The sequence below is a fragment of the Corynebacterium sp. NML98-0116 genome, assembly GCF_001767255.1.
Taxonomy (GTDB): domain Bacteria; phylum Actinomycetota; class Actinomycetes; order Mycobacteriales; family Mycobacteriaceae; genus Corynebacterium; species Corynebacterium pseudogenitalium.
The window spans coordinates 357,547-381,643 of record NZ_CP017639.1; the positions used below are offsets into that span (position 1 = coordinate 357,547).

21 protein-coding genes are annotated in these 24,097 nt (G+C 62.4%); 10 read left to right on the forward strand and 11 right to left on the reverse strand.

Annotated elements, in window-relative coordinates:
- Positions 1-115 precede the first annotated feature (115 nt).
- The 4 genes from cls to BJP05_RS01420 are packed head-to-tail and all read right to left on the reverse strand — an operon-like array spanning position 116 to position 3,519.
- Positions 116-1,597, reverse strand: a complete 1,482-nt coding sequence (cls, locus tag BJP05_RS01405; protein ID WP_070363430.1) for a cardiolipin synthase — start codon at positions 1,595-1,597, stop codon at positions 116-118.
- 5 nt (positions 1,598-1,602) lie between these two features.
- Positions 1,603-2,394 (reverse strand): exodeoxyribonuclease III, encoded by a 792-nt coding sequence (locus BJP05_RS01410; protein WP_070361849.1) that lies wholly within the window; start codon positions 2,392-2,394, stop codon positions 1,603-1,605.
- 9 nt (positions 2,395-2,403) lie between these two features.
- Positions 2,404-2,931, reverse strand: a complete 528-nt coding sequence (locus BJP05_RS01415) for a hypothetical protein (RefSeq protein ID WP_070361850.1) — start codon at positions 2,929-2,931, stop codon at positions 2,404-2,406.
- A gap of 15 nt (positions 2,932-2,946) precedes the next feature.
- Positions 2,947-3,519: a peptide deformylase gene (locus BJP05_RS01420; RefSeq protein ID WP_070363431.1), complete on the reverse strand. Its 573-nt coding sequence runs from the start codon at positions 3,517-3,519 to the stop codon at positions 2,947-2,949.
- Between the two features lie 16 nt (positions 3,520-3,535).
- Between BJP05_RS01420 and BJP05_RS01425 the strand changes: the two genes are divergently transcribed.
- The 4 genes from BJP05_RS01425 (at position 3,536) to BJP05_RS01440 (ending at position 7,080) form a co-directional block, all read left to right on the forward strand.
- Positions 3,536-3,751, forward strand: coding sequence for a DUF3263 domain-containing protein (locus BJP05_RS01425; protein ID WP_070361851.1), 216 nt, complete (start codon positions 3,536-3,538; stop codon positions 3,749-3,751).
- Positions 3,752-4,469: 718 nt separating this feature from the next.
- Entirely contained in the window at positions 4,470-5,198 is a 729-nt protein-coding gene (locus tag BJP05_RS01430) for a LytR C-terminal domain-containing protein (protein ID WP_070361852.1), read from the forward strand.
- Positions 5,199-5,240: 42 nt separating this feature from the next.
- The gene (locus BJP05_RS01435) at positions 5,241-6,374 is read left to right on the forward strand and encodes a glutamate--cysteine ligase (RefSeq protein WP_070361853.1); all 1,134 of its coding nucleotides are present in this window, start codon (positions 5,241-5,243) and stop codon (positions 6,372-6,374) included.
- A 253-nt stretch (positions 6,375-6,627) separates the two neighbouring features.
- Entirely contained in the window at positions 6,628-7,080 is a 453-nt protein-coding gene (locus BJP05_RS01440; RefSeq protein WP_070361854.1) for a Panacea domain-containing protein, read from the forward strand.
- Positions 7,081-7,725: 645 nt separating this feature from the next.
- Here BJP05_RS01440 and BJP05_RS01445 read toward each other — a convergent pair.
- Genes BJP05_RS01445 through BJP05_RS01470 form a run of 6 tightly spaced genes read right to left on the reverse strand, consistent with a single transcriptional unit; the run spans position 7,726 to position 14,256 of the window.
- On the reverse strand, positions 7,726-8,148 hold the full coding sequence (locus BJP05_RS01445; RefSeq protein ID WP_070361855.1) for a monovalent cation/H(+) antiporter subunit G: 423 nt from the start codon (positions 8,146-8,148) through the stop codon (positions 7,726-7,728).
- Positions 8,149-8,161: 13 nt separating this feature from the next.
- A complete protein-coding gene (locus tag BJP05_RS01450) occupies positions 8,162-8,437 on the reverse strand; it encodes a monovalent cation/H+ antiporter complex subunit F (RefSeq protein WP_070361856.1) in 276 nt (91 codons plus the stop codon).
- A gap of 3 nt (positions 8,438-8,440) precedes the next feature.
- Complete coding sequence (locus BJP05_RS01455; RefSeq protein WP_070361857.1) at positions 8,441-8,962, reverse strand: Na+/H+ antiporter subunit E; 522 nt, start codon at positions 8,960-8,962, stop codon at positions 8,441-8,443.
- Positions 8,959-10,743, reverse strand: coding sequence for a Na+/H+ antiporter subunit D (locus BJP05_RS01460; protein WP_070361858.1), 1,785 nt, complete (start codon positions 10,741-10,743; stop codon positions 8,959-8,961). The genes BJP05_RS01455 and BJP05_RS01460 overlap by 4 nt, the downstream gene beginning before the upstream one ends.
- Positions 10,733-11,227 carry a Na(+)/H(+) antiporter subunit C gene (locus BJP05_RS01465; RefSeq protein ID WP_070361859.1) on the reverse strand — a complete coding sequence of 165 codons (495 nt, stop codon included), beginning with the start codon at positions 11,225-11,227 and terminating at the stop codon, positions 10,733-10,735. The genes BJP05_RS01460 and BJP05_RS01465 overlap by 11 nt, the downstream gene beginning before the upstream one ends.
- Positions 11,227-14,256, reverse strand: coding sequence for a Na+/H+ antiporter subunit A (locus BJP05_RS01470; RefSeq protein ID WP_070361860.1), 3,030 nt, complete (start codon positions 14,254-14,256; stop codon positions 11,227-11,229). The genes BJP05_RS01465 and BJP05_RS01470 overlap by 1 nt, the downstream gene beginning before the upstream one ends.
- A 611-nt stretch (positions 14,257-14,867) precedes the next feature.
- Between BJP05_RS01470 and BJP05_RS01475 the strand changes: the two genes are divergently transcribed.
- From BJP05_RS01475 to BJP05_RS01485, 3 genes are read left to right on the forward strand one after another with little or no spacing between them, the layout of a single operon-like run.
- A complete protein-coding gene (locus tag BJP05_RS01475; protein WP_145945227.1) occupies positions 14,868-15,383 on the forward strand; it encodes a type IV toxin-antitoxin system AbiEi family antitoxin domain-containing protein in 516 nt (171 codons plus the stop codon).
- Positions 15,380-16,207, forward strand: a complete 828-nt coding sequence (locus BJP05_RS01480; protein WP_070361862.1) for a nucleotidyl transferase AbiEii/AbiGii toxin family protein — start codon at positions 15,380-15,382, stop codon at positions 16,205-16,207. The genes BJP05_RS01475 and BJP05_RS01480 overlap by 4 nt, the downstream gene beginning before the upstream one ends.
- A 10-nt stretch (positions 16,208-16,217) precedes the next feature.
- Positions 16,218-16,490, forward strand: coding sequence for a type II toxin-antitoxin system Phd/YefM family antitoxin (locus tag BJP05_RS01485; protein WP_070361863.1), 273 nt, complete (start codon positions 16,218-16,220; stop codon positions 16,488-16,490).
- Between the two features lie 198 nt (positions 16,491-16,688).
- On the opposite strand, the gene BJP05_RS01490 is transcribed toward BJP05_RS01485, so the two are convergent.
- Positions 16,689-18,032, reverse strand: a complete 1,344-nt coding sequence (locus BJP05_RS01490) for a dipeptidase (RefSeq protein ID WP_070361864.1) — start codon at positions 18,030-18,032, stop codon at positions 16,689-16,691.
- A gap of 78 nt (positions 18,033-18,110) precedes the next feature.
- On the opposite strand from BJP05_RS01490, the gene BJP05_RS01495 reads away from it, so the two are divergent.
- From BJP05_RS01495 to BJP05_RS01505, 3 genes are all read left to right on the forward strand, one after another.
- Positions 18,111-20,111, forward strand: coding sequence for an OPT family oligopeptide transporter (locus BJP05_RS01495; RefSeq protein WP_070361865.1), 2,001 nt, complete (start codon positions 18,111-18,113; stop codon positions 20,109-20,111).
- 102 nt (positions 20,112-20,213) lie between these two features.
- Complete coding sequence (groL, locus tag BJP05_RS01500) at positions 20,214-21,857, forward strand: chaperonin GroEL (protein ID WP_070363432.1); 1,644 nt, start codon at positions 20,214-20,216, stop codon at positions 21,855-21,857.
- 671 nt (positions 21,858-22,528) lie between these two features.
- Positions 22,529-24,013 (forward strand): SpaH/EbpB family LPXTG-anchored major pilin, encoded by a 1,485-nt coding sequence (locus BJP05_RS01505; RefSeq protein WP_070361866.1) that lies wholly within the window; start codon positions 22,529-22,531, stop codon positions 24,011-24,013.
- Positions 24,014-24,097 lie beyond the last annotated feature (84 nt).

Consider the following 24,097-nt stretch of genomic DNA (forward strand, 5'->3'; position numbering starts at 1 on the left):
ATTTGGTGCGCCTGGCTGTGGGGCAGTGCCAAAGGACGCAACCAGTTTTCCGTGACCTGGGCTTTTGCCGGGTTTTTCGGATGTGGTTGCGTCCTTTGGCACTGGCAGCGTGCGGCTACTGCAGCGCCGAGGTCAGCTTCATCACGTTGTCGATGTAGCGGCGGTACCACGGCCGCGTGTTCCAGCGCTCCAGCGTGAGCTCGCGGGTCACCGACAAGTACGTGGTGGCGAGTTGGTTGAGGTTGCGGAGGAGGGGGCCGTCGCAAATTAAGAGTGAGCTTTCGTAGTTGAGTGAGAAACTACGAATGTCCATGTTGGAGGACCCAAGCACGCCGACGGCGGCGCCGGGCTCCTTCGAGGTGGGGTCGACGAGCAGGAACTTGGTGTGCAGGACGTAGGGGGCGGGGAACTCCCAGATGCGCACACCGGCCTCGAGGAGTTGTTGGTAGTAGGAGGACTGGGCGTGCTGCACCATGAACTGGTCTGCCTTCTGGCCAACGAGCAGGTCCACGCGCACGCCGCGGTAGCAGGCGGTGGTGATGGCCTCCAGCAGTGAGTCCTCGGGGACGAAGTAGGGGGAGCACAGCACCAGTTGTTCTTTGGCGTGGTGGATGAGGGTGTTAAACATCCGCAGGTTCGGTTCGGCCTGGTAGCCGGGCCCTGATGGGATGAGCTGGACCAGGTTCGCGTCTGCGGGGGCGCCAAGGTCCAAGGGGGCGGTCAGCTCGATGGGTTCGCCGGATTCGGAGTACCAGTCCACGGCGAACAGCGCCTCGATGGAGGTGACAATGGGCCCTTGGAGTTCCACGAAGGCGTCGACCCATTGGCGTCCGGCGGCGCGGTGTTGGCGGGTGAGGTAGGTGCGGTCGATGAGGTTCATGGAGCCCATCATGGCGGTGTGGCCGTCGATAATGATGAGTTTGCGGTGGTTGCGCAGATCCGGGCGGCGGAAGCGGCCCTTGAGCAGGCTCAGCGGCAACATGAGGTGCCAGTGGATGCCGGCCTTCGTCAGGCGCCGTTTCAGCGCGCGGAAGCCGGGGTATTTCATGGAACCGATGTGGTCGAATAGGAGGCGGACGTGGACGCCGCGGGCCACGGCACGCTCCAACGCCTCAAACACAATGGCGGTGGTGTTGTCCCAGGCCACCGCATAAATCTCGATGTCGACGTATGCTTCCGCCTTATCGACGAGCTCCGCAATCCGCACCATCGTCTTCTCGTAATCCGCCCACATGGCGACCGCGCTGCCGTGCACGGCGGGGAAGCCGGTCAGGGTGCGGTTCAGCGTGATCATCGAGGTCACTTCTGGGTTCGCCTGCTGACCGGCGGGAATGTCGGGGATGTCGGAGTAGACGTCGTTGAGGACGGCGTTCGCTTCCTTCTGGATGCGGTGGCGCCGCTGCGAGACGTACTTGGACCCCATCAGCAGGTACAGCGGCAGGCCCACGAACGGGAGCAGCAGAATGAGTAGCAGCCAAGCGTTCGCGCTCGACGGCTTGCGGTTCGACGGCACCACGCCAATCATGACGAACTTGATGGCGTAGTCGATGCCCATGGCGATGAGCTGCCACAGGGAGAGGCCACTGAACAGAGACAACATGGCTACCGCACCTGGTCGAGTGCGAGGTCGGCGGTGTCGTAATCAGCGATGACGGGCGCGTGATCCGATGCGCCCTTGCCGTCGCGCTCCGCCACGTCCACCCGAGCCTGTTGCAGGCGGCGGGCGAGCGGGGGCGTCGCTAAGTGGAAGTCAATGAGCATGCCTTCGTTCTTGGGGAAGCGCATGGACTTGTAGTCCCAGAACGAGTAGGGGTCCGCGTGGCGGATCTCCTCCAAGCCGGACTCCAGCAGCATCTGGAACGCGGCGCGCTCCGGCTCCGTGACGTGCGTCTTGCCCTCAAACCAGGCGATGTCCCACACGTCCTCGTCGCGCGGCGCAATGTTGAAATCGCCCGTGAACAGCTGCAACGTTTGCGGGTCCACGGTCTCGCGCAGAGAGTAGAGGAACTCGAGTTTGTATTCGTAGTGTGGGTCGCCGATCTCGCGCCCGTTCGGCACGTACAAGCTCCAGATATCGACGCCCCCACAGCTCGCCCCAACCGCCCGGGCCTCCACAACCGGATCTCCCTTCTTCGCGAACGACGGCTGGCGCTCAAAGTGCGTCCGCACGTTCTCCAGCCCCACCCGCGACGCGATGGCCACACCATTCCACTGGTCGTAGCCCACGTGTGCGACCTCGTAGCCCGCCGCCTCGAACGTTGAGTAGGGGAACGTGGCGTCCTTCGTCTTCGTTTCCTGCATGGCCAACACGTCGACGTCGTTGCGGTCGAGGAAAGCGGCGATCCTCTCCGCCCGCGTACGTACAGAGTTCACGTTCCAAGTGGCGATGCGCATGCCAATATCCTAGCGCAGACGCAGGACACGCCGCCGATGATGGTCATCGCCCACGATCTCCTCCGGGCCGACCTCCCACAGCTCCGGGTGTCGCGCCGCGTGCTTCTCCGCCGCCTTGCCGATGCGCTCCGGCACCAACAGGCGCACTGGGAGGGAGTGGGCGTCGTAAAAATCTTTGAGCTCGGTGAGTGGCAGCGGTGCGAGTGCCGCCGACGGGCCCAACGGCACTGCCGTATTATCCTGCGGGTTCGCGGCGCCCGCGCGGGCCAGCCACCCCTCGACCCACTCCTGCACCGGTGCCGGGTTCGCCTCCGCGAGCTCCACCTCTTTTCGACGAATCTCCGAATTCCGAACCGTCTTCGGCGCCAGCGAACGCACCGCCACCGGTTCCGTGATCGTCACCTCGCGCCCATCGCGGCGGCGCACCCGCAGCGGGTCCAACCCCACGACCTCCCCGATCGCCTCATTGACCCCGGACTCCGTGCGGTAGCGAACCGTCACCCTGCCCCCGACAGCGGGCGCTTCTTGGCGGAACATCTTGCTGTTAGTGCCTTAGTGCCCGAACGGGTCTTCGTCCGTGCCCGGCAGCCACGTGTTGCCCGGCTCCGTCCACCCGTTCGCCTTGATCGCGCGCTTCGCCTCGCGCTTGTAGCGGCCGGTGAGCACGTCCGTGTACACGAAGCCGTCCAGGTGGCCGACCTCATGCTGCAGACACCGCGCGAAGAACCCAGTGCCCTCGACCTCAATCTCGTTGCCGTTCTCATCCAGGCCGGTGACCTTGGCCCAGTCCGCGCGGCCGGTAGGGAAGCCCTCGCCCGGGACGGAGAGGCAGCCTTCGTCGTCCTCGCCGTCGTCGCGCGGCATGGTCTTCGGGATCTCGCTCGTCTCCAGCACCGGGTTGATCACGGTGCCGCGACGCATCGTGTCGCCGTCAGGGCAGTGGTACACGAACAGGCGCAGCGGCACACCAATCTGGTTCGCGGCCAGGCCCACGCCGTTGGCGGCGTCCATGGTTTCGTGCATGTCTGCAATGAGTTCCTGCAGCTCCTCGACCGGTTGCTCCACAGGCTTCGTCGGGTTGTGCAGGACAGGGTCGCCATAAATAACGATCGGTCGAATGGTCATGGCTACCATAATAGGCATGCCTGAGCAGCTTTCAGATTCGGACCGCGCCATCCTCACCTTCGAGGCCCACGCCCCGCGCGCCATCGGCGCCAAAGAAGAGGCCATCACCACCCAGCTCGGGCTCACACCGGTTCGCTATTACCAAAAACTCAACCTCCTTCTCGACGACCCCTCCGCCCTTTCCGAATTCCCACAACTCGTACGCCGCCTGCAGCGCCTCCGCGACCGTTGAGCCGCTCCTCTCTTCGAGCTGTGAAAAAGTTCCCGCGCCCGGGAACTATTTTGCGTTTGGGGCCGGCTCCGGTCGACCAACGCTTTCGTTTCCCCAGGTCGCGACGTTTGTTCACGAAGATTGTTCCCCGACCCGGCGTGATCGCGCACCAGATTCCGGGTTTTCCCCTAGCGACCTGGGATTTTCCAAACGTGCCCGCCAAAAACCAGGAATCTGGTGCGCGTCCCTCCCACTCAGACACCACATTCCTGTTTTTCGGCAAGCGGATCTGCGAAAGTCCAGGTCGCATAATTCCATGCAGGAATTTGGTGCGCACCCGGCCCGCTCCTCGCCCCAAACTGCTCGTAGCGTGCGCTTAGAAGCGTGCGATGCAGGTCGCGCATTTGCACCCAGCCCGGTCGATTTCCGGCGACCAGCGTCGCACTCCTTAAACACCTCGACCGGAACGAAAGCGACAGGAGAGAGCACTGTATGTAGCGCTCAACTTGCGGCCGACACGGGCTCGCAACCGCCAGGTTTGATACCTTTTTCGCTCGTAGCGTGCGCTTAGAAGCGTGCGATGCAGGTCGCGCATTTGCACCCAGCCCGGTCGATTTCCGGCGACCAGCGTCGCACTCCTTAAACACCTCGACCGGAATGTACTGACGGTTGGCGAAACCGGGAACGCGGTGCGCGTGGGAAGGTGTAAACGTGTGCAAAAACGTTTAGAGTGGCGCATGTGACTAATGTGAATCCTGAGAACGAGTACCAGGGCGCCCACCGCCGCGCCGAAGAGGACGACTACGACCAAAACTACGAAGCGGCGCCGGCGGCGGCGTTCCCGAAGCGGGGCGTCGCGATGATCCTGCTGGCCGTCGCGGCACTTCTGCTGCTGTGGGGCATCTACGCCATGAACAAGGGCGACGGAAACCAGGACGCGGCCGCGCCGGGCTCCACCGAAGCCACGACCGCCCAAGCCACCCAAGCAACCCAGGCAACGACCGCGATCTCGGCGCCGGCGAACTCGTCGGAGCAGGCGCAACCAAGCGAGCAGGAAAAACCAGCCGAAGAAGCCAAGCCCACCGAAAAGCCAGCCGAGCAGGAACAGCCGGCGCCAGCCCCCGCAGGTCTGGCTCGCGAGCAGGCGCAGGTGTACGTCTACAACAACTCCGGCATCCCGGATCTGGCCAACCGGACCGCCGGTGACCTCGCCGCCCAGTACAACGTGGCGAACCGCTCCAACGACGCCGCCGCGATGAACATGCCGGAGCAGACCTACGGCGCGTTCCCGCAGACCTTCGTGTTCTTCAACCCGAACACCCCTGGCGCTGACGCGGTTGCCGCGGAGCTCGCGCAGCGGATCGGGGGTACGCCTCGGGCGACGACGGATGTGCCGGCGAATACGAGTTTGCCGCGAGAGGCCGTCGAGAAGCCGGAGGCGATCACTGTCGTCCTTGCGGGAGAATAAAACCCCCGCGCGGGCCCAGCGCAGCGTTTAGACTGGCTTGCTATGGATCCATACCGCGAGTTCGCCCGTTCCCCCGAGCCGACACTGGGAGTGGAGTGGGAGATCTGTGTCGTTGATAAGGAGACGCGGGACCTGGTACCCCGCGCCCCCGAAATTATCGACGCCATCTCCGCCACGAACCCCAACGTGCACCTCGAGCGGGAGTTCCTCCAAAACACGGTCGAGCTGGTGACGCCGGTATGTAAGAATACGAAAGAGGCCGTCGATAAGCTGGCGGAGAGCTTGGCCGTCGTGCGCGCCGAAGCTGACGCCCGCGACCTCGACCTGTGGGCCAGCGGCGGCCACCCATTTTCCGACTTCCGCGAGCAAGCCCTCAGCCCCAAAATTTCCTACAAGGAAATGATCAACCGTACTCAGTACTGGGGTCAGCAAATGCTGCTGTGGGGTATTCACTGCCACGTCGGCATCAGTCACGAAGACCGCGTCTGGCCAATCATCAACGCGGTGATGACGCACTACCCGCACCTGCTCGCCATCTCCGCATCCAGCCCCGGCTGGGACGGGCTGGACACCGGGTACGCCTCCAACCGCACCATGCTCTACCAGCAGCTTCCCACCGCCGGGATGCCGTACCAGTTCCAAAGCTGGGCCGAATGGGTCCAATTCATGGACGACCAGCGCACCTCCGGCGTGATCAACCACACCGGCTCCATGCACTTCGACGTCCGCCCCGCGGCCAAGTGGGGCACCATCGAAGTCCGCATCAGCGACGCCACATCCAACCTGCGCGAACTCGCCGCGGTCGTCGCACTGACTCACTGCTTGGTCGTCTACTACGACCAACTTCTCGACGCCGGCGAAGCCCTCCCCACGCTCCAGCCCTGGCACGTCGCCGAAAACAAGTGGCGCGGGGCCCGCTACGGCCTCGACGCGCTGGTGATCACCAGCCGCGACACCGACGAACGCTGGCTCCGCGACGAACTCGTTACGTTGGTGGACACCCTGCAGCCTGTGGCTGCGCAGCTTGGGTGCACGCGCGAGCTGAACCTGGTGCTGGAGATCATGCAACGCGGCGCCGGCTACCAGCGGCAACGCCGCATCTACGAGATGACGGGCTCCTGGCACGACGTCGTCGCCGCCACCTGCGCCGAGATGCAGGAGATGACCTGGGAGTAGCTTGTTTGGGCCTAGTGCACCACATTCCCGCGGGGAGGTTGCGCGACCTGGGGGAATGCGTTGGGGTCTTCGCGGAATCCAGGAATGTGGTGTGCGTGCCAGCTGGGGTGACACCAAAATCCTGGATTTCTGCAGAGCGGGCTGGAATAAGCCCAGGTGGTTGGAAGCTCGTGAGGGAATGTGGTGCGCGTAGGGGCTGGTTGATGCTTGATGGGGTAGGGTTGGCGTCGATAAGTGTTGAGAGGGGAACAGCATGGCAAACGTGAATGATGTGGCGAGATACATTTTGGAGCGTCAGGGGGAAAGCCTGAGTACCATGAAGCTGCAAAAACTCGTTTACTACGCACAGGCTTGGAGCTTGGTCTGGGACGAGAAGCCGCTGTTTAACTCCCGTTTCGAGGCCTGGGCGAACGGCCCAGTGTGCCGTGAACTATACAACCAACACCGTGGGCACTTCACCGCAACTCCCGAAATGTTTCCCGGCGATGCTCACCGGCTCACAAACGATGAGCGGGAGACGATCGACACTGTGCTCGACGCATACGGGCATCTCACTGGCCAACAGTTGAGCGACCTCGCGCATGGCGAGCGGCCCTGGCGGGAAGCCCGTGAAGGCGTTGCAGTGGGGGCGCCTTCCACACATGAGGTGAGTCAGGAAGTCATGCAGGATTTCTACAGTTCGATGCAGTCGGCGTCTGCGGTGTAGTTCGCGTGGGTGGGGGAAAGCGTAGTAGGAAGAAGCTTGCGCGTCAGCAAAACAACTTCGGGGGTAAGCGTGTTCCACACTTGTCGCCGGTGGCAAGCGATAAAAGCGTGCCCAGTGAGGCGACACAAAGTGCCTGGCGGGAAATGCCTGTTCGGTGGACTGTCGCTGAATTGGACATCCCTCCTGGTGAGAGCTTGTGCCGATGGTCGCTGGAGGCCAAAGAGACGAAAGAGCTCTTGACATTTTTGGAGAGCATTTCACGAAAGACATGGAAAGAGTGCCTTGCTGAGACCGTCATGTCCGGCCGGAAGAAACGACCCCGGAACCATGACCAACACGTTTCGACCCTGAGTATCAACGCCCAAAAGCGCATTCAAGCGCTGCCCTCTGCGGAGGAGCGTGTGTTTCGATTCCGTCTATCTGGCGAGCCCCGATTATGGGGCTTCCGATCCGGTGACCTATTCCGAGTATTGTGGTACGACCCTCACCATGCCGTTTGCCCTGTGGAGAAGCAAAGTACCTAGTGGGTCTGGACCTTGAGCACCACATTCCCACGAGGGGTGCGCGCGACCAGGGGAAACACCTTGGGGCGTTCGCGGAATCCAGGAATGTGGTGCGCGCGACTCGCGCGGGAGCGCCAAAAACCTACTTCTTGGTGGGGTCGACGCGCTTGGGGTGGTAGGCGGCGGGGCGGTCGTTGCGGCTGAGGGAGTCGGGGTTGCCGTAGAGGCCTTCGCGGCGGGCGACGCGGCCGAGGCGCTGCGCGGTGACGGGGTTGGTCATCAGGGCGAAGATGAGCAGGATGAGGATGACACCGATGTCGTGAAGTTCGTGGGTGCCGACAGCCTCGCCGGTGCCGGTGGCCCCTCCGGCCTGCCCATTCGAGAGTCGAATAATCGTGCCGATGATCATGAGGACCAGCCCCGTGGTTTGGGGCTTCGTGATGGCGTGGATGCGCGCCATAGTGGACTGGAAGCGCGCGGTGCCGATGGCGGCGGAGAACACCATGAATGCGCCGGGGAGGATGAAGACGAGGGAGGCGGTGTCGAGGAAGAATGCGAGTGTCATTGGTGGGTCCTTCCTAAGAGTTGTCGCGTTTGCGGAAGCGGGCGACGGACAGGGAGGCGATGAAGCCGAGGAGCGCGATCACCATCATGACGTTGACGACGGTGGTGTCGAGCGTCCAGCAGATGTAGAGGGCGAGGACGCATTGCAGTGATGCGGTGATGGCGTCGTTGCCGAGGACGCGGTCCATGGAGTCGGGGCCGACGATGACTCGCCAGGCCAGCACGAGGAAGCCGATGGCGAGGAAGATGCCGGCGACGATGAGGAATGCGTTGTATACCTGGGGGTTCATGGGCTATCGCCTGCTTTCGAAGATGTCGATCATTTGGCGCTCGAGTTTGGCTACGTTGGCGATTTCGCGGTCGATGTCGGTTTGGTTGTCGGCGTGGAGGACGTGGATGGTCCATTCGCGGTTGGCGATGTCGATGTCGGTGACACTGCCGCCGGGTTGCAGGTTGTAGGCGCAGGTGGCGAGGTAGAGGACCAGGTCGTCGGAGACGCGCATGGGCACGCGGAGGATGGCATTTTTGGGCGGGGCGGCGGGCCGCAGCGCGAGCCAGGAGACCTTGGCGGAGGCGACGATGAGGTCGGCGAACCACTGCAGTACGAACAGCAGCAGTTTGCCCCAGTGGATTTTGTTGCCGCTACGGGGGATGTTCGGCAGCGGCAGCACGAGCACGATCAGGACGCCGAGCGCCAGCCCGGCGGCGACGTTGCCCCAGGTGAGGTCGCCTTGCATGAGGACCCACATGAATGCGAGCCAGAGGACGAAGGCGCCGCGGAAGCGGTTTCGGATGCCGGTGAGGAGGTGGTTCATCGGTGTGCTCCTGTCGGTTCGGCGGTTGCGCTGGCGGGGAGGGGGACTCGTTCTGTCGTGACGACGTCCTCTCCGTCAGCGGAGCGCGCTGATTTGCGGGCGAGCGCGTCTTTGCCGCCGCCGGAGTCGGTGGGTTGGCGGAAGGCGTCGAGGTCCCGGGTTGGGTTGGTGGGGTCGCCGGAGAGGACGGCGTGTTGGTAGATGCGTTGGTCGCTGGAGGATTCGGCGGCGCGGTCGGTGATGGCGGAGATCGGGCCGGCGAGGAACGTGATGGACACGGAGGTCGCTACGAGGAGCGCGGTGGACAGCAGCATGCCGACGGGGATGCGGCCGACGTCGGCGCGGTCGTCGACGGCGATGGTGTCGTGGCGCTCGGTAAGCGATGAGGGTCGCGCCATGGCGACGGATTCGGGGGCGTCGGCGCGGTCGCGGAGGAAGCCCTTGGACCAGACGAGGATCATGGCGTAGAGCGTCAATAAGGAGGTGACGACGGCCCCTGCGATGAGCACCCAGGCGAGCCAGGAGCCCTCGGCGGCGCCGGCCTGGATGAGCATGATCTTGCCGAGGAACCCGGAGAACGGCGGGATGCCGCCCAGGTTGAGCGCCGGGATGAAGTAGAGCAGAGCGATGAGCGGCGCGGTGTAGAGCAGGGAGCCGAGGCGGCGCAGCTGCGCGGACCCGGCCTGGCGCTCGATCAGGCCGACGACCAGGAAGAGCGAGGTCTGCACCAGGATGTGGTGGACGGCGTAGAAGATCGCGCCCGACAGGCCGGCGACGGTGCCGAGTGCGATGCCGAAGATCATGTAGCCGATGTGGCTGACCAGAGTGAAGGAGAGGAGACGCTTGATGTCGTTCTGCGCGAGTGCTCCCATCACTCCGATGACCATGGTCAGTAGTGCGACCCACATCAGGAGGGTGTCGAGGGAGCCGTCGATAAATATGGTGGTGCGGACGCGAATGATGGCGTAGACGCCCACCTTGGTGAGCAACCCGGCGAACACCGCGGTGACCAGTGAGGCGGCGGTGGGGTAGGAGTCGGGGAGCCAGGCGTCGAGCGGGAAGACGGCGGCTTTGATGCCGAATGCGACGAGCAGCGTGGCGAAGATCGCGGCGCGCGTGCCGTCCGGGACCTCGGCCATGCGCTGGCCGACCTGCGCCATGCTCACCGTGCCGGTGGAGGAGTAGATCAGCGCGAGCGCGAACAGGAACACCATCGAGGACGCCATGGAGACCATCACGTAGCCGATGCCGGCGCGCACACGCCCCGGCGAGGCGCCGAGAGTGAGCAGCACGTACGAGGCCACGAGGAAGACCTCGAAGCCGACGTACAGGTTGAACAGGTCGCCGGCGAGGAAGGACAGGTTCACGCCCATGCATAGCAGCATGTAGACGGGGAGGAAGACGGCGACTGGGTCGTCCTCGTCGCCGTCGCGAAGCCCTTGGGAGATGCCGTACCACATGACGGCGAACAGCACGATGGAGGAGACGAACACCATGATGGTGGACAGGCGGTCCGCCACCAACGTGATGCCGATGGGTGCTTCCCAGCCGCCCATCTGGACGGTCTGGATGCCGTGGACGTCTGCGATGATGATCATCGCACCCGAGATGACGGCCAGCGCGAACAGAGTCGTCAGCGCGATGGTGCGCTGCAGGGTGACGGCGCGCCCGGTGACCAGGATCAGCGCCGCTGCCAGCGCTGGCAGCAGCAGCGGCATGACGGTGAGGATCGGCATGGCGGGCAGCGCCCAGTGGGCGAACTCGAACAGGTTATTCGTCATCGTCGGCCTCCTTGACGGGGTCTTCAAAGGAGCGTGGGCCGAAGGCGTCGCCCTCGGAGCTCATGCGTCCGGTCTCTGGGTCGTCGGAGGCGTCGTGGTCGGGGGCCGCCGCCGGGGTCTTCGGACGGGCGGCGATCGCGCGGTCTTCCTCGTCGCGCTCGATGATGTCGTCGGTGCGGTAGCGGTACTGGCGGTAGGCCAGGGCCAGCATGAACGCGACCATCGCCATCGAAATGACAATCGCGGTGAGGATCATCGCCTGCGCGAGCGGGTCGGCGGTGCGCTCGCCGAACAAGGTAGACATGCGCCCAATGATCGGCGGGGAGCCGGCCTGCCCGCCGGATTGCAGCAGCAGCAGGTTCGCGCCGTTGCCGAGCAGCAGCACGCCCATGATCATGCGGGTCAGTGCCCTATCGAGCATCAGGTACACGCCGGTGGCCACGAGCACACCCGACCCGATGAGCAGGAACAGGTTCGCTTCCATTACTCGCTCCTTTCGCGGCCACGCGCGGTGGTGTGCACCGGCGCCCCAATTGTCGACGCCCGGCCCCGCCCTGCCGTCGCGTCACCGTCACCAGTGACCGCTTCTCGACGCCTCTTTCGCGCCAACCGTTTCGCCGCCTGGGCTTCGCGGCGTCGTTTATTCTTCTCCTGCAGCTCACGAGCGCGCTGGCGAGCGTACTGCTTGCGGTTGTCTTCCTCTTGGTCGAGGTAGCCGCCCATGGAGGTCAGGATGTGCAGGGTCAGTCCGACCACGATGAGGTACACACCGGCGTCGAACACGAGCGCCGAGGTGACGTCAAACGAGCCGATAAGCGGCAGCGTGACCGTGGTGTAGCCGGACGTGAGCGGCGGGTTGCCGAAGAACATCGGGGTCACCGCCGCGGCGAAGGAGAACAGCATGCCGGTGCCCAGCAGCTTCGCCGGGTCCACAGGCAGGGCCTCCTCGATTTCCTGGCGCCCGCCCGCGAGGTAGCGCAGCGTGAACGCCAGCGCCGCCACCAGGCCGCCGGCGAAGCCGCCGCCGGGCGCATTGTGGCCGCCGAAGAAGAAGTACAGGGACAGCAGAATCATCGACGGGAACAAGATCCTTGTAGCGACGTCCACCATCAGCGAACGGTTCTGCGCCGTCTCCGAATCCACGCCGCTGGCCAACCAGCGCGGCTTGGTGGTGGACAGCGTCGGGCGCCTCGAGGAGCGCCCAAACTTGCCAGTGCCGAAGATCAGGCTGGCCACGCCCGTCGCCACGATCACCAGCACAGTGATCTCGCCGAATGTATCGGCGGCGCGCAGGTCCACGAGCAGCACGTTCACCGTGTTGCGGCCGTGGCCGATGTCGTGCGCCAGCTCCGGCATGAACACCGAGATCGGGTCGGCGGTGCGCGCGCTCATCGCAAACATGGCGATCACCACAACCGACACGCCAGTCAGGATCGACAGCCAGGCACGGGCCCGGTTGTCGTCGCTGCGGGGCTCGACCTCCGTCGGCATCTTGCGAAGGATCAGCATGAACACCACCATCACGATGGTCTCCACGAGCGCCTGCGTCAGCGCCAGATCCGGCGCGCCGTGCAGGGCGAAGATCGTCGCCATGCCGTAGCCGGTCAGCCCCACCATCACCACGGCGGATAGGCGGTTGCGTTGGACCGTCGCAAAGACAGCCATGCAGACCATGATGAACACCACCAGGCCCTGCCACGGCGAATCCCACAACATCATCCGAATATCGTTCGAGCGGCCCAGCACCAGCGCCGCCAGCGGCACCACGGCCAACACCGCGAAAATCACGCCCAGGTTGATCACCAGGGAACCGCGCTGCGTCGACGCCGTCAACCGCAGCGACGCAGTCCGCAGCTGCGTGAGCAGCGCGTCCCACAACGCGTCACCATTGCCGAGCGCAGGCTTGCCCGTCTGCAGCGGTTTCAGCAACGCACGCTGCCAGAACATGACGACGCCACCCAGCACAATCACGGCCGTCAGCACCAGCGGGATCGTAATCCCGTGCCACAGCGCCAACTCCTCCTGCTCGCCGCCGGGGAAGCGCACATCCAGGTACTCGTTGAACGCCGTCGACAGCAGCACCGGGAAGATACCGCACACCACCGTCAACGTGGTCAGCACCGCCGGCGAAATCCACAAGGTCGGGCCGATCGGGTGCATCTCGCGCACCGCCTTCGACTCGCCGTTGTTGTGTGCTGGCTTCGTCGCAAAGGCGGACCACCAGAAGTACAGCGAGTAGGCCATCGTCAGGATGGAACCAGCGACGATCGCCACCAGCGTCATGTAACCCGGCATGCCGTGCAGCATCTCCTCGTTCAGGACCGCCTCCAGCGCCGACTCCTTCGCCACAAAGCCGAAGAACGGCGGAATACCCGCCATCGACGCCGCCGACACCGCCGCCAAAAACGCCACAAACGGCTCCCGCTTCGCCAACCCCGACAGCTCGTGGATGTCGCGGGTGCCCGTCGAGTGGTCAATCGCGCCCACGATCATGAACAGCGTCGCCTTGAACATCGAGTGCCCGAACGTAATTGCCAGGCCAGCCATCGTCGCCTCACGCGACCCAATACCGATCACCGTCGTGATAAAGCCCAGCTGAGACACCGTGCCGTACGCCAGGATCAGCTTCAGGTCACGCTGCTTCAGCGCCAACCAACCACCCAGAATCATGGTGAACACGCCCGTCGAAAGCACCACCAGATGCCACGTACTCACCACCGCCATGTCCGGCGCCAAGCGCGCCACCAGGTAAATGCCAGCCTTCACCATCGCCGCCGAGTGCAAATACGCCGACACCGGCGTCGGCGCCGCCATCGCCCCCGGCAACCAAATATGCCACGGGGCCTGCGCCGACTTCGTCATCGCCCCCAACATAATCAGCACAATCGCCGTCGAAATCGCAGGCGTATTCTCAATATTCGCAAACTGCGACACCTCGCTGAGGCGCCAAATCCCCGTCTTGTAGCCCAGCAGGTTAATGCCGACGAGCATCGCCAGCCCGCCGAACGTCGTAATCATCAGCGCCTGAATCGCCGCCCTTCGCGACGACGCCCGCTCACCGTAGTAGCTGACCAGCATGTACGAGAGTATCGACGTCAACTCCCAAAACACGTACATCAGCAAGAAACTGTCCGAAATCACCAACCCGTACATCACGGAGGCGAACATGGTCAGCTCCCCGCCAAACTTGGCCAACCTGCGCGGATTCGAATCGAAATAGCCCCAGCAGTACAGCAACACCAAGGAGCCGACGCCCAAAATAATCAAACTGAACAAGCCCGCCAGGGCGTCCAACCTGAAATCCAGGTTCAACTCCGCCGACGGCATCCACGGAATCCGCGAAACGATCTCCCCGCCATCCACAAAGACACCCTTTGCGAACAGGTACACCATCCACGCGAACCCGCCCAGCGGCACCAACGCCACCAGCGCAAACGCCGATCTACCGATCGTACGGATCAACAACGGCGCCGCCGACGTCGCGACGAACAGCGCGACAAGTAGCGTCAACACAACCCGGGCCTCCTTGTTCAGCTTCCTTAGCTTCTTCAGCTTCGGCGCGCCACAGCAACGCAGCTGCCCACCATGCACCGTCGAAACTAGAAACAAGGCGCGTCATGATCAGTGGCGCGACCAACACAATCTCACTGTACTCACAGCTCCGACATTTTGCGAACGGCTTTCGCCCTGGCCGCCCCGCCGCTGGCTGGCCCCTCCTGTGCCCGCGCCCCGCGCCTGTGCCCTCTTTGAAAAAGTTCCCGCGTCCGGGAACCATTTTGCGTTTCGGACTGGTTCCGGTCGACCAACGGTTGCGTTTCTGCAGGTCGCGACGGCTGTCCACAAAGAAAGGTCCCGGGTTCACGCTGGGCCGGGGAACTTTTCCGAGGTGACGGGTTCGCGCGCCGTGGCTTTCACGTGATCTTGTTCGTGTCGAGGTGTTAAAGGAGTGCGACGCTGGTCGCCGGAAACCGTCTCTGGCCGGTGGAAATGCGCGACCTGCATCGCACGCTTCTAAGCGCACGCTATGAACTCTCGGAGCTGGGGCGGCGAAGATCCAGGCGAGCAAGACTATGGACAAACCGCACCAAAAACGGTACGGTTTGTCCATGGTTACGTATAGGGAAATGCTGCGACAAATCGCTTTGGAAAACGACGGGTATGTCACTCCGGCCCTCGCCCGTGTGCGGGGCGTGCCTGATGTTGAGTTGCGGAAGCTTGCGGCGCGAGGGGCCGTCGAGAAGCGGGAGCGTGGCGTTTATCGGGATCCGTACTATCCTGCCGCTGACGATTTTGATTTTCTCCGCGAAATTATTCTCACGCTAGGTGCTGGCGTGCATGCATGTGGGGAAACCACATTGCAGGTTACCGGGATCGGTGAGCTCAATCCCAAGAATGTCTATCTAGCTTCGCCACGTCGACACCGCCGGAAGGTGCCTGGAACATGGCGGATTAGGTCCGCTCCACCGGACGCTCAGGTGAAGAAATATCACGGTATTCCGTCACAGCCCGTCGCGGAGGCGCTCGTGGAGGTTCGTCCAGCGGTTATGGCCGACCGTTGGGAGGCGATGGTGGAGGATGCCTACCAGGAAGGGTTTATTCGAGGCAAGCAGTATCGGGAGCTGAAGGGGCTGGTGGGATGAGCCGGCCGGTAAACATTGTGTCCTTACGACAGAAGATCAGAAACATAGAAAACGATCAGGCGCGTGAGACACAGCGAGAGAACGTAATGGCGCTTGTTGTAGTTGCGCAGATGCTTCCACAGGGAGTGGTCAAAGGCGGAAGTGCGATGGCTGTTCGCTACGGCAGTGGAGCTCGTGCCACAAAGGATCTCGATGCCGCGCGACAGCAGGACGAAGACCACTTCTTGGATGAACTGGAGGACAAACTTGAAGCGGGATGGCAAGGCTTTACTGGAAGAGTGAAGCAGGTGAAGAAGCCCAGCCCTGCAGGGGTTCCGCCGCAGTATGTAATGACTCCTTTTGATATCAAGCTCCAGTACGAAGGGAAGGACTGGAAGACCGTGAGGTTTGAGGTGGCGCATAACGAGCTACATGTTGCGGACTCTGTGGACAGGCAGATTTCGGATGAACTCTCATCGTTGTTCATGGACCTGGGGTTTGATGCACCGGACCCTGTACCGGTTGTGAAGCCTGAACACCAAATTGCACAGAAAATACATGCGGCTACATTTCCTGATAGTCAGCGAGCGCATGATCTCGTAGATTTGCAGATACTCGTGGCTAATGAAGATATTGACTATAGCAAGGCGAAAGAGCTGTGCGAGCAAACGTTCAAGTACAGAGGCGATCACTCATGGCCGCCTGAATTTGTTAGGGGCGAGGGCTGGGACGATGTTTATAGGGCCGCGGTGGAGAATATGACGCTTCCTGGAGTCGAAATATTAGGTCTAGAGGACGCCATCCGCTGGAGTAATGACCTGGTCAAAAGGATAGATTTCAGTTAGGGGTACCGAATTGATTGCTTCCAACGTGGATCTCGCGGATCTTGCGGCAAACGCCTCACACCATGTGTTTGGTTTGGGCCTGTATGAGCGCAAGGTGATCATTGACGGTGGCGGGCCGGTGGCCGTCATCATGTCGGCGGGTGAGTTTGAGCGGCTTGAGGCTGAGCGGCAGGACGCCCTGGACCTGGCACTCGCGCTCACGCGAATGCTGACCGACAGTGGCAAGCGCATCAGCCTCCAGGATGTCCTGGCTGAGTTTGGCATCGACCCGTCGGAGCTTTAGATTCACCAGCTTTTCGACGCGCTCTCCGCCCCATTTGAACCAGCCAAATCTGCAAAGTGTAGTAGGTGGATTGTAGTAATCCTCGAAAAGTTGTGCGAAATGGGGATTACTACCATCCTGTTACTACAGTTTGGGTTTCGGCAGCGCCACAGCCAGCAAAAACAAGCCGAAACGCAGCCGAAACCTGGCCGAAACTGGCTACTTCCCGTACTGCTGCAGGAAGAGCGCTTCGGCGACGGCGATGCGTTCGATTTCGGTGGGGTCGACGGATTCGTCGACGCCGTGGATGCCGCACTGCGGTTCCTCGACGCCGTAGAGGGCGATGGCGGCGTCGGGGAAGTGGTTCTGCAGCGTGATGGTGAGTGGGATGGAGCCGCCGGAGCCGATGAGGGCGAGGTCGGCGCCGTCGTAGGCGGTTTGGAGGCAGTCGCCGAACAGGGCGATGGCGGGGTGGTTGGGGTCGGTGGCGAATGGTTCGTTGACGCCGGAGATTTCCACGGTGACGTGGGCGCCGTTGGGGGTGTGGGCGTGGATGTGTTCCTTGACGGCGTTGGCGATGGCGGCGGCGTCGGTACCGGCGGGGACGCGGAGGTTGTATTGGGCTTCGGCGCGGTGGTTGACGGCGTTGACGGCGTTGGCGACGGGGGTGGAGGTGAACCCGATCATGGTGATGGCGGGGCGGGCCCAGACCATGTCGGCGGGGTTGTCGTCGGGGGTGCCGTTGAGGGTCACGCCGTCGAGGACGCCGGCGTCGGTGGCGAAGGTGTCGGCGGGGTAGGGCTGGCCGTTCCAGGTGGCGGTGCAGTCGACGCCGTCGATGGTGGTGCGGCCGGTGTCGTCGAAGAGGGAGTCGGTGATGCGGACCAGGGCCTGGGCGGCATCGGGGGCTGCGCCGCCGAAGGAGCCGGAGTGGATGGCGCCCTGCAGCGTCTCGACGGTCACGTTGATCTGGGCGCCGCCGCGCAGGGAGGTGGTGAGCGTTGGGACGCCGACGGCGGCGTTGCCCGAGTCGGCGATCATGATGGCGTCGGCGCGGAAGAGGTCGGGGTGGGCGTCGATAAGTTTGCCGAGGCCGTCGTCGCCGCCGAGCTCCTCGGAGCCCTCAACGACGACCTTGATGCCGAGGTCGGTGCCGCCGTTGGCCTGGATGAGACGCAGTGCTTCGAGGTGCATGGCGAGGTTGCCTTTGCAGTCGGCGGCGCCGCGGCCGTACCAGCGGCCGTCGCGCTCGGTGAGGGTGAAGGGGTCGCTGGTCCAGGCGTCGGGGTTGTTGGCGGGTACGACGTCGTAGTGGGAGTAGAGGAGGACGGTGGGGGCGTCGCCGACTGGGGCTTTGGTGGCGATGATGGTGTCAGCATTATCGACGGTCGCGTGGCGGGTCACGTCCAGTCCGAGGGCCTCGAGTGCGGAAACTGTCCAGGCGCAGGCGGCTTCGTGCTGGTCGGCAAGCTCAGGCGTGGAGTGTGGGGAGTTGAAGCCTACGAGGGCGGAGAGGTCGTCGAAAATTCGGTCGCGGTTTGGGGTAAAAGCTGTTTGTGTCATGTGGTCGAAAGTACCACCAACCGGAGGAGTACAATCCTTTCCGTTCGTTTTTATGCCTATATATTGAAAGGTCTTGCAATGGCCTCGACGATGCGTGAGTTGACGCTGCGCGGGATCATCATTGGTGGCTTGATCACCTTGGTGTTTACTGCTGCGAATGTGTATTTGGGGTTGAAAGTCGGGTTGACTTTTGCCACGTCCATTCCGGCGGCGGTGATTTCTATGGCGGTGCTGCGGAAGTTCGCCGGGCACAATGTGCGCGAGAACAACATTGTGCAGACGATTGCCTCGGCCGCGGGTACGCTGTCGGCGATCATTTTCGTCCTGCCCGGCCTGGTGATGGTCGGTTACTGGCAGGGTTTCCCCTTCTGGACGACAGCCCTAGTGTGTGCCCTGGGTGGCACGTTGGGCGTGATGTATTCGATTCCGTTGCGTCGCGCGCTGGTGACTGGTTCGGATTTGCCGTACCCGGAGGGTGTCGCGGCGGCGGAGGTGCTGCGCGTTGGCGACGGGGACAATGGTGGCTCGGAGCGTGATCACGCGGAGAACTCTGAGGGGTTGCGTGTGATTATTCTTGGTGCGATTGCGTCGGCGTTCTATTCCTTATTGACGGCCATGAAGGCGGCGGCCAGCGAGGTCGCCGGGTTCTTCCGTGTTGGTGGGGGCGGCACGATGATGGGTGGTTCGCTGTCCTTGGCGCTGCTGGGCGTGGGCCACTTGGTGGGCTTGTCGGTGGGGATTGCGATGCTGGTTGGCGTCGTGATTTCCTTTGCGATCCTGCTGCCGATGAAGTCGGCGGCCCATATGGACGAAGGCTTGGAGCTTGCCGAGGTTGTCTCCACGACGTTCGCGGACGAGATCCGCTTTATCGGTGTGGGCACGATGGCGGTGGCGGCGCTGTGGACGCTGATCAAGATCGCGAAGCCGATTGCGACGGGTATTGCGTCGTCGTTGGCGGCGTCGAAAAAGAGGCACGAGGGCGTGGCCGTCGATGTGACGGAGCGTGACATCCCGTTCCCGATCGTGGCGGGTGTGATTGTGGCGTCGATGCTGCCGATTGGCTTGCTGCTGTGGAACTTCGTGCGTGGCACCGACATTCACGAGCACGCGCTGTCCCTGACCATGATTTCGGTGCTGTTTATCCTGGTCATTGGCCTGATTGTGGCGTCGGTGTGCGGGTATATGGCGGGGTTGATTGGGGCGTCGAACTCCCCGATTTCCTCGATCGGCATCATCGCGGTCCTCTCGTGCGCACTGCTGATTGGCGCGTTCATGGCGGGCACGGACGCGAATGCGAGCTCGCTGGTGGCGTACACGCTGTTTACGGCAGCGATTGTGTTTGGCATCGCCACGATTTCGAACGATAACCTGCAGGACCTCAAGACGGGCCAGCTCGTGGGGGCGACGCCGTGGAAGCAGCAGGTGGCGCTGATTATTGGTGTGCTGTTCGGCTCGGTGGTCATCCCGCCGATCCTGCAGGTGATGCTCACCGGCTTCGGCTTCCAGGGCATGGAGGGCGCAGGCCCGGACGCGCTCGCGGCACCGCAGGCGGCGCTGATGTCATCGGTGGCGAACGGCATTTTCAACAGCTCGCTGGATTGGGGCTTGATTCTGCTGGGTGCGGGCATCGGCGTTGTGCTCATCATTATCGACGAGACCCTCACCCGCACCACGGGCAAGTACAGCTTGCCGCCGCTGGCTGTGGGCATGGGCATGTACCTGCCGGTGTCGGTCACGGTGATCGTGCCGATCGGCGGGCTGGTCGGATACATCTATAACCGTTGGGCGCAGGTGCAGCGCCACCCGGACTTCGCTCGCCGGATGGGCACGCTGGTGGCCACGGGCATGATCGTTGGCGAGTCCCTGTTCGGCGTGCTCAACGCGGCGCTCATTGCGGGCGCGGCGGGGGAGAGCCCGCTGGAGGTGTTCACGGAGCAGTCCTGGACGCCGTGGTTCAGTACGGCCCTGTTCGTTGTGTTGGTGTGGTTCGTGTACTCGAAGACGCGCTCCAAGGTCAGCAAGGTGGCCGAAGATGGTTCCTTGCACTCGGCGGGCGAGGGTGCTAAAACTGTGTCTTAGCACTCGAGGCAATTGAGTGCTAACGCGGGTGAGGTTGGCCGCGCGCTGACCGTGCCGTCGCGGGCGCCTGCATTTTACGACGAATACAAGGAGAAAACTTACATGGCTAAGATGATCGCATTCGACGAGGAAGCACGCCGCAGCCTAGAAAACGGCCTGAACACACTAGCCGACGCCGTCAAGGTCACCCTTGGGCCTAAGGGACGCAACGTCGTCCTGGAGAAGTCCTGGGGCGCACCAACCATTACCAACGACGGCGTCACCATCGCCCGCGAGATTGACCTCGAGGACCCATACGAGAAGATCGGCGCCGAGCTGGTCAAGGAAGTAGCCAAGAAGACTGACGACGTCGCCGGCGACGGCACCACGACCGCAACAGTCCTGGCACAGGCGCTGGTCCGCGAGGGCCTGCGCAACGTCGCAGCTGGCTCCAACCCGATGGGCATTAAGCGCGGCATCCAGGCAGCGACCGAGAAGGTCTCCAAGTACCTGCTGGACAACGCGAAGGAAGTAGAGACCCAGGAGCAGATCGCCTCCACGGCAGGCATTTCGGCCTCCGACCCGGAGATCGGCAAGAAGATCGCTGAGGCGATGTACGCCGTCGGCAACGGTGCGGTGAACAAGGAATCCGTCATTACCGTTGAGGAGTCCAACACCTTCGGCGTTGACCTCGAAGTCACCGAAGGCATGCGCTTCGACAAGGGCTTCATCTCCGCATACTTCGCCACCGACATGGAGCGCGGCGAAGCCGTCCTGGAAGACCCATACATCCTGCTGGTCTCCTCCAAGATCTCCAACGTCAAGGACCTCGTTCCGCTGCTGGAGCAGGTCATGCAGTCCGGCAAGCCACTGCTGATCATCGCCGAGGACGTCGAGGGCGAAGCCCTCTCCACCCTCGTCGTGAACAAGATCCGCGGCACCTTCAAGTCCGTCGCCGTCAAGGCACCAGGCTTCGGCGACCGCCGCAAGGCCATGCTGCAGGACCTCGCCATCCTCACCGGCGGCCAGGTCATCTCCGAAGAGGTCGGCCTCTCCCTGGAGACCGCCACCCCTGAACTGCTCGGCCAGGCACGCAAGGTCGTCGTGACCAAGGATGAGACCACCATCGTCCAGGGCGCCGGCGACCAGGCGCAGATCGACGGCCGCGTCAAGCAGATCCGCGCCGAAATCGAGCACTCCGACTCCGACTACGACCGCGAGAAGCTGCAAGAGCGCCTGGCCAAGCTGGCCGGTGGCGTCGCAGTGATCAAGGTTGGCGCAGCCACCGAGGTTGAGCTCAAGGAGCAGAAGCTGCGCATCGAGGACGCCGTCCGCAACGCGAAGGCAGCCGTCGAGGAAGGCATCGTCGCCGGCGGTGGCGTCGCACTCCTGCAGGCCGCCCGCGAGCTTGTCGACGACCTCGGGTTCGAAGGCGACGAAGCAACCGGTGTGAAGATCGTCCGCGAGGCGCTGTCCGCACCACTGAAGCAGATCGCTCTGAACGCTGGCCTGGAGCCGGGCGTCGTCGCCGACAAGGTTGCCAACCTGCCTGACGGCCAGGGCCTGAACGCCTCCAACGGCGAGTACGTGGACATGATGGAAGCCGGCATCAACGACCCGGCAAAGGTAACGCGCTCTGCACTGCAGAACGCGGCCTCCATCGCGGCCCTGTTCCTGACCACCGAGGCCGTCGTTGCCGACAAGCCTGAGCCAGCCGGTGCTGCCGGTGCAGGCATGGACCCAGACGCCATGGCAGGCATGATGTAAACCGCTAGTTTCTGACTGGCTTTCTCCCGGGCGCCCCGCTTTCGCGGTGGGGTGGCCCGGGATTTTTGCGTGTTGTGGCGTTGTGGTTGGTCGGGCTTCGGGTTGGGGTATGGCTCTTCGGTTTGTTCGAGATTTTGTGAACAGAATTGCGTGTGGCTCGGCATAGGTTTCGCGCTGTTTCCACCTCGATTTCGTTCCCGTCGACCTCTTCCCGTCGACCAACCCAGGTCACGGCAATTTGGGCTGTTTCACGCGATTTTGCTGATTTCGCGCTGATCAGCGTTGGTCGACCGGAGGAGGTCGACCGGAATGATTGTGGCGGCAAAGGGCCTTGCGTCGGCAGCGCTGAAAACTCCCCCATAAGTGGTCAGAAAGTATGAGGAATCTCTAAGAGTTTTGGAGAATCCTGACGGTCAGAATGTCTAGCGTTAACTGACAGCCGGCTACATATGTAATGGTCAACGAATAAAACCGGTTTGCGCTGCATAAATGGGTCAATATGTCGGCTGAGAAACCTTGAGATTTCGTACTAAATGACTTGGACAAAGCGGGGGGGGGGGGTGCTTAAATTCAATGCGTTCCCAAAGTTGGGCCACTGGCGCGTGCGCAAGAAACCTAACTTCTTGAAGTGCGCTGAGGGCCCCAAGAGACCTCTTTTGGAAGGAAACCAAATGACAATTGCCCTCAAGAAAACCGCCGCGATCGCAATCGCAGCAGGCCTGACCTTCGCCGGCTCTGCTGGCATCGCTGCGCAGGACGCGATGGCGCAGGAGAACGGCCCAGCTGTCGCGAAGTCGACGATCGATGTCGCCAAGAAGGGTTCCATCACCCTCTACAAGAAGGCTGACCCAGAAAGCCTTGGTACACCTACGGGCGAGGAAGACACCACGGTCAAGGGAGAAAACCTTAAGGATGCTGGGTTCACCCTGTACCCTGTCACTAATGCTGACCTGACGACAAATGCAGGTTTGGTGGCCGCATCAAAGCTGACCGCGGGTAGCGCGAAGCTTGGAACCCCGTTCGCAGAGGTGAAGACAGATAAAGACGGCAAGATTGTCTGGTCAGACCTCAAGGTTGGCGTCTATCTCGTTAAGGAAACTTCTCCTGTAGCGGGTTACTCCCCGGCAGCTGACTTCCTCGTGTTCGTGCCGATGACGAAGGCCAACGCTCAGGCTGGTGGCACGGAGTGGATGTACGACGTCGTTGCTTACCCGAAGAACTACAAGCAGAAGGAACCGAAAAAGTCTGTCGTTGACTCTGGCAAGAATGTAAGCCAGCAGGTTGAGTACACGATCGATACCTGGGCGCAGACGATCGATACTGATCGTCAAAAGCGCACCATCTACCGGATTGAAGATACTCTCGATCCGAAGGCTTCAACCACGGAGAAGGACGTCCAAGTTCTCGGCAACGACTTCGAGCCATCCGACTACAAGATCAAGGTTGAAGGTCAGAAAGTTGTTGTTACCTTCACTGAAGCTGGCGTAGCAAAGATTAAGAACGGCCAGCAGATCTCCGTCAAGATCACTGCGAAGGTCAACGAGATGCCTGCTAATGGCATCCTGAAGAACACCGCTGTGCAGATCGAGAACAACCCGAACAATGTTCAAGAGGAAAAGAAAAAGCCGACGAACGATGTCGAGACTCGTTACGCTGGCATCCAATTTAAGAAGGTGAGCAAGGAGCGTAAGCCGCTGGAGGGTGCTGAGTTCCAGGTCTACGGTGCCACGGATGGCCAGGACTGCAAGGCAGCGGTCACTAACGATAAGGCGCTTCAGACCACTGAAGGTAAGAGCACGTTCGTTTCTGGCCAGGACGGCATGGTGAAGATTGATGGTCTGCACGTCAACGACGGTGCAAACAACGATCCGAACACCAAGAACCAGTGGACCAAGTACTGCCTCGTTGAGACGAAGTCCCCGAAGGGCTTCGAGCTTTTGTCCCAGCCAATCGAGTTCACCCTGCTTTGGAAGAACGCTGGCACCCTCCAGAACATCAAGGTGGGCGACAACGATGGTGAGGTCGTCAACTTGGAGGACACTACGCCGTTCCTGCCAAACACCGGTGGTATGGGTATTGCCATCCTGATCCTGGCTGGTCTTGGAATCATCGGTGGCGGCGCATACGTCGCTCGCCGTAACTCCCAGGCCGCCTAGGTTCCATGGCCCTGATGTCGCGCTTTCTTAGCGCCACATCACGCCGTCGGCGGAGGGCGTAAAACTCCGCCCAGTTTTCCAAAA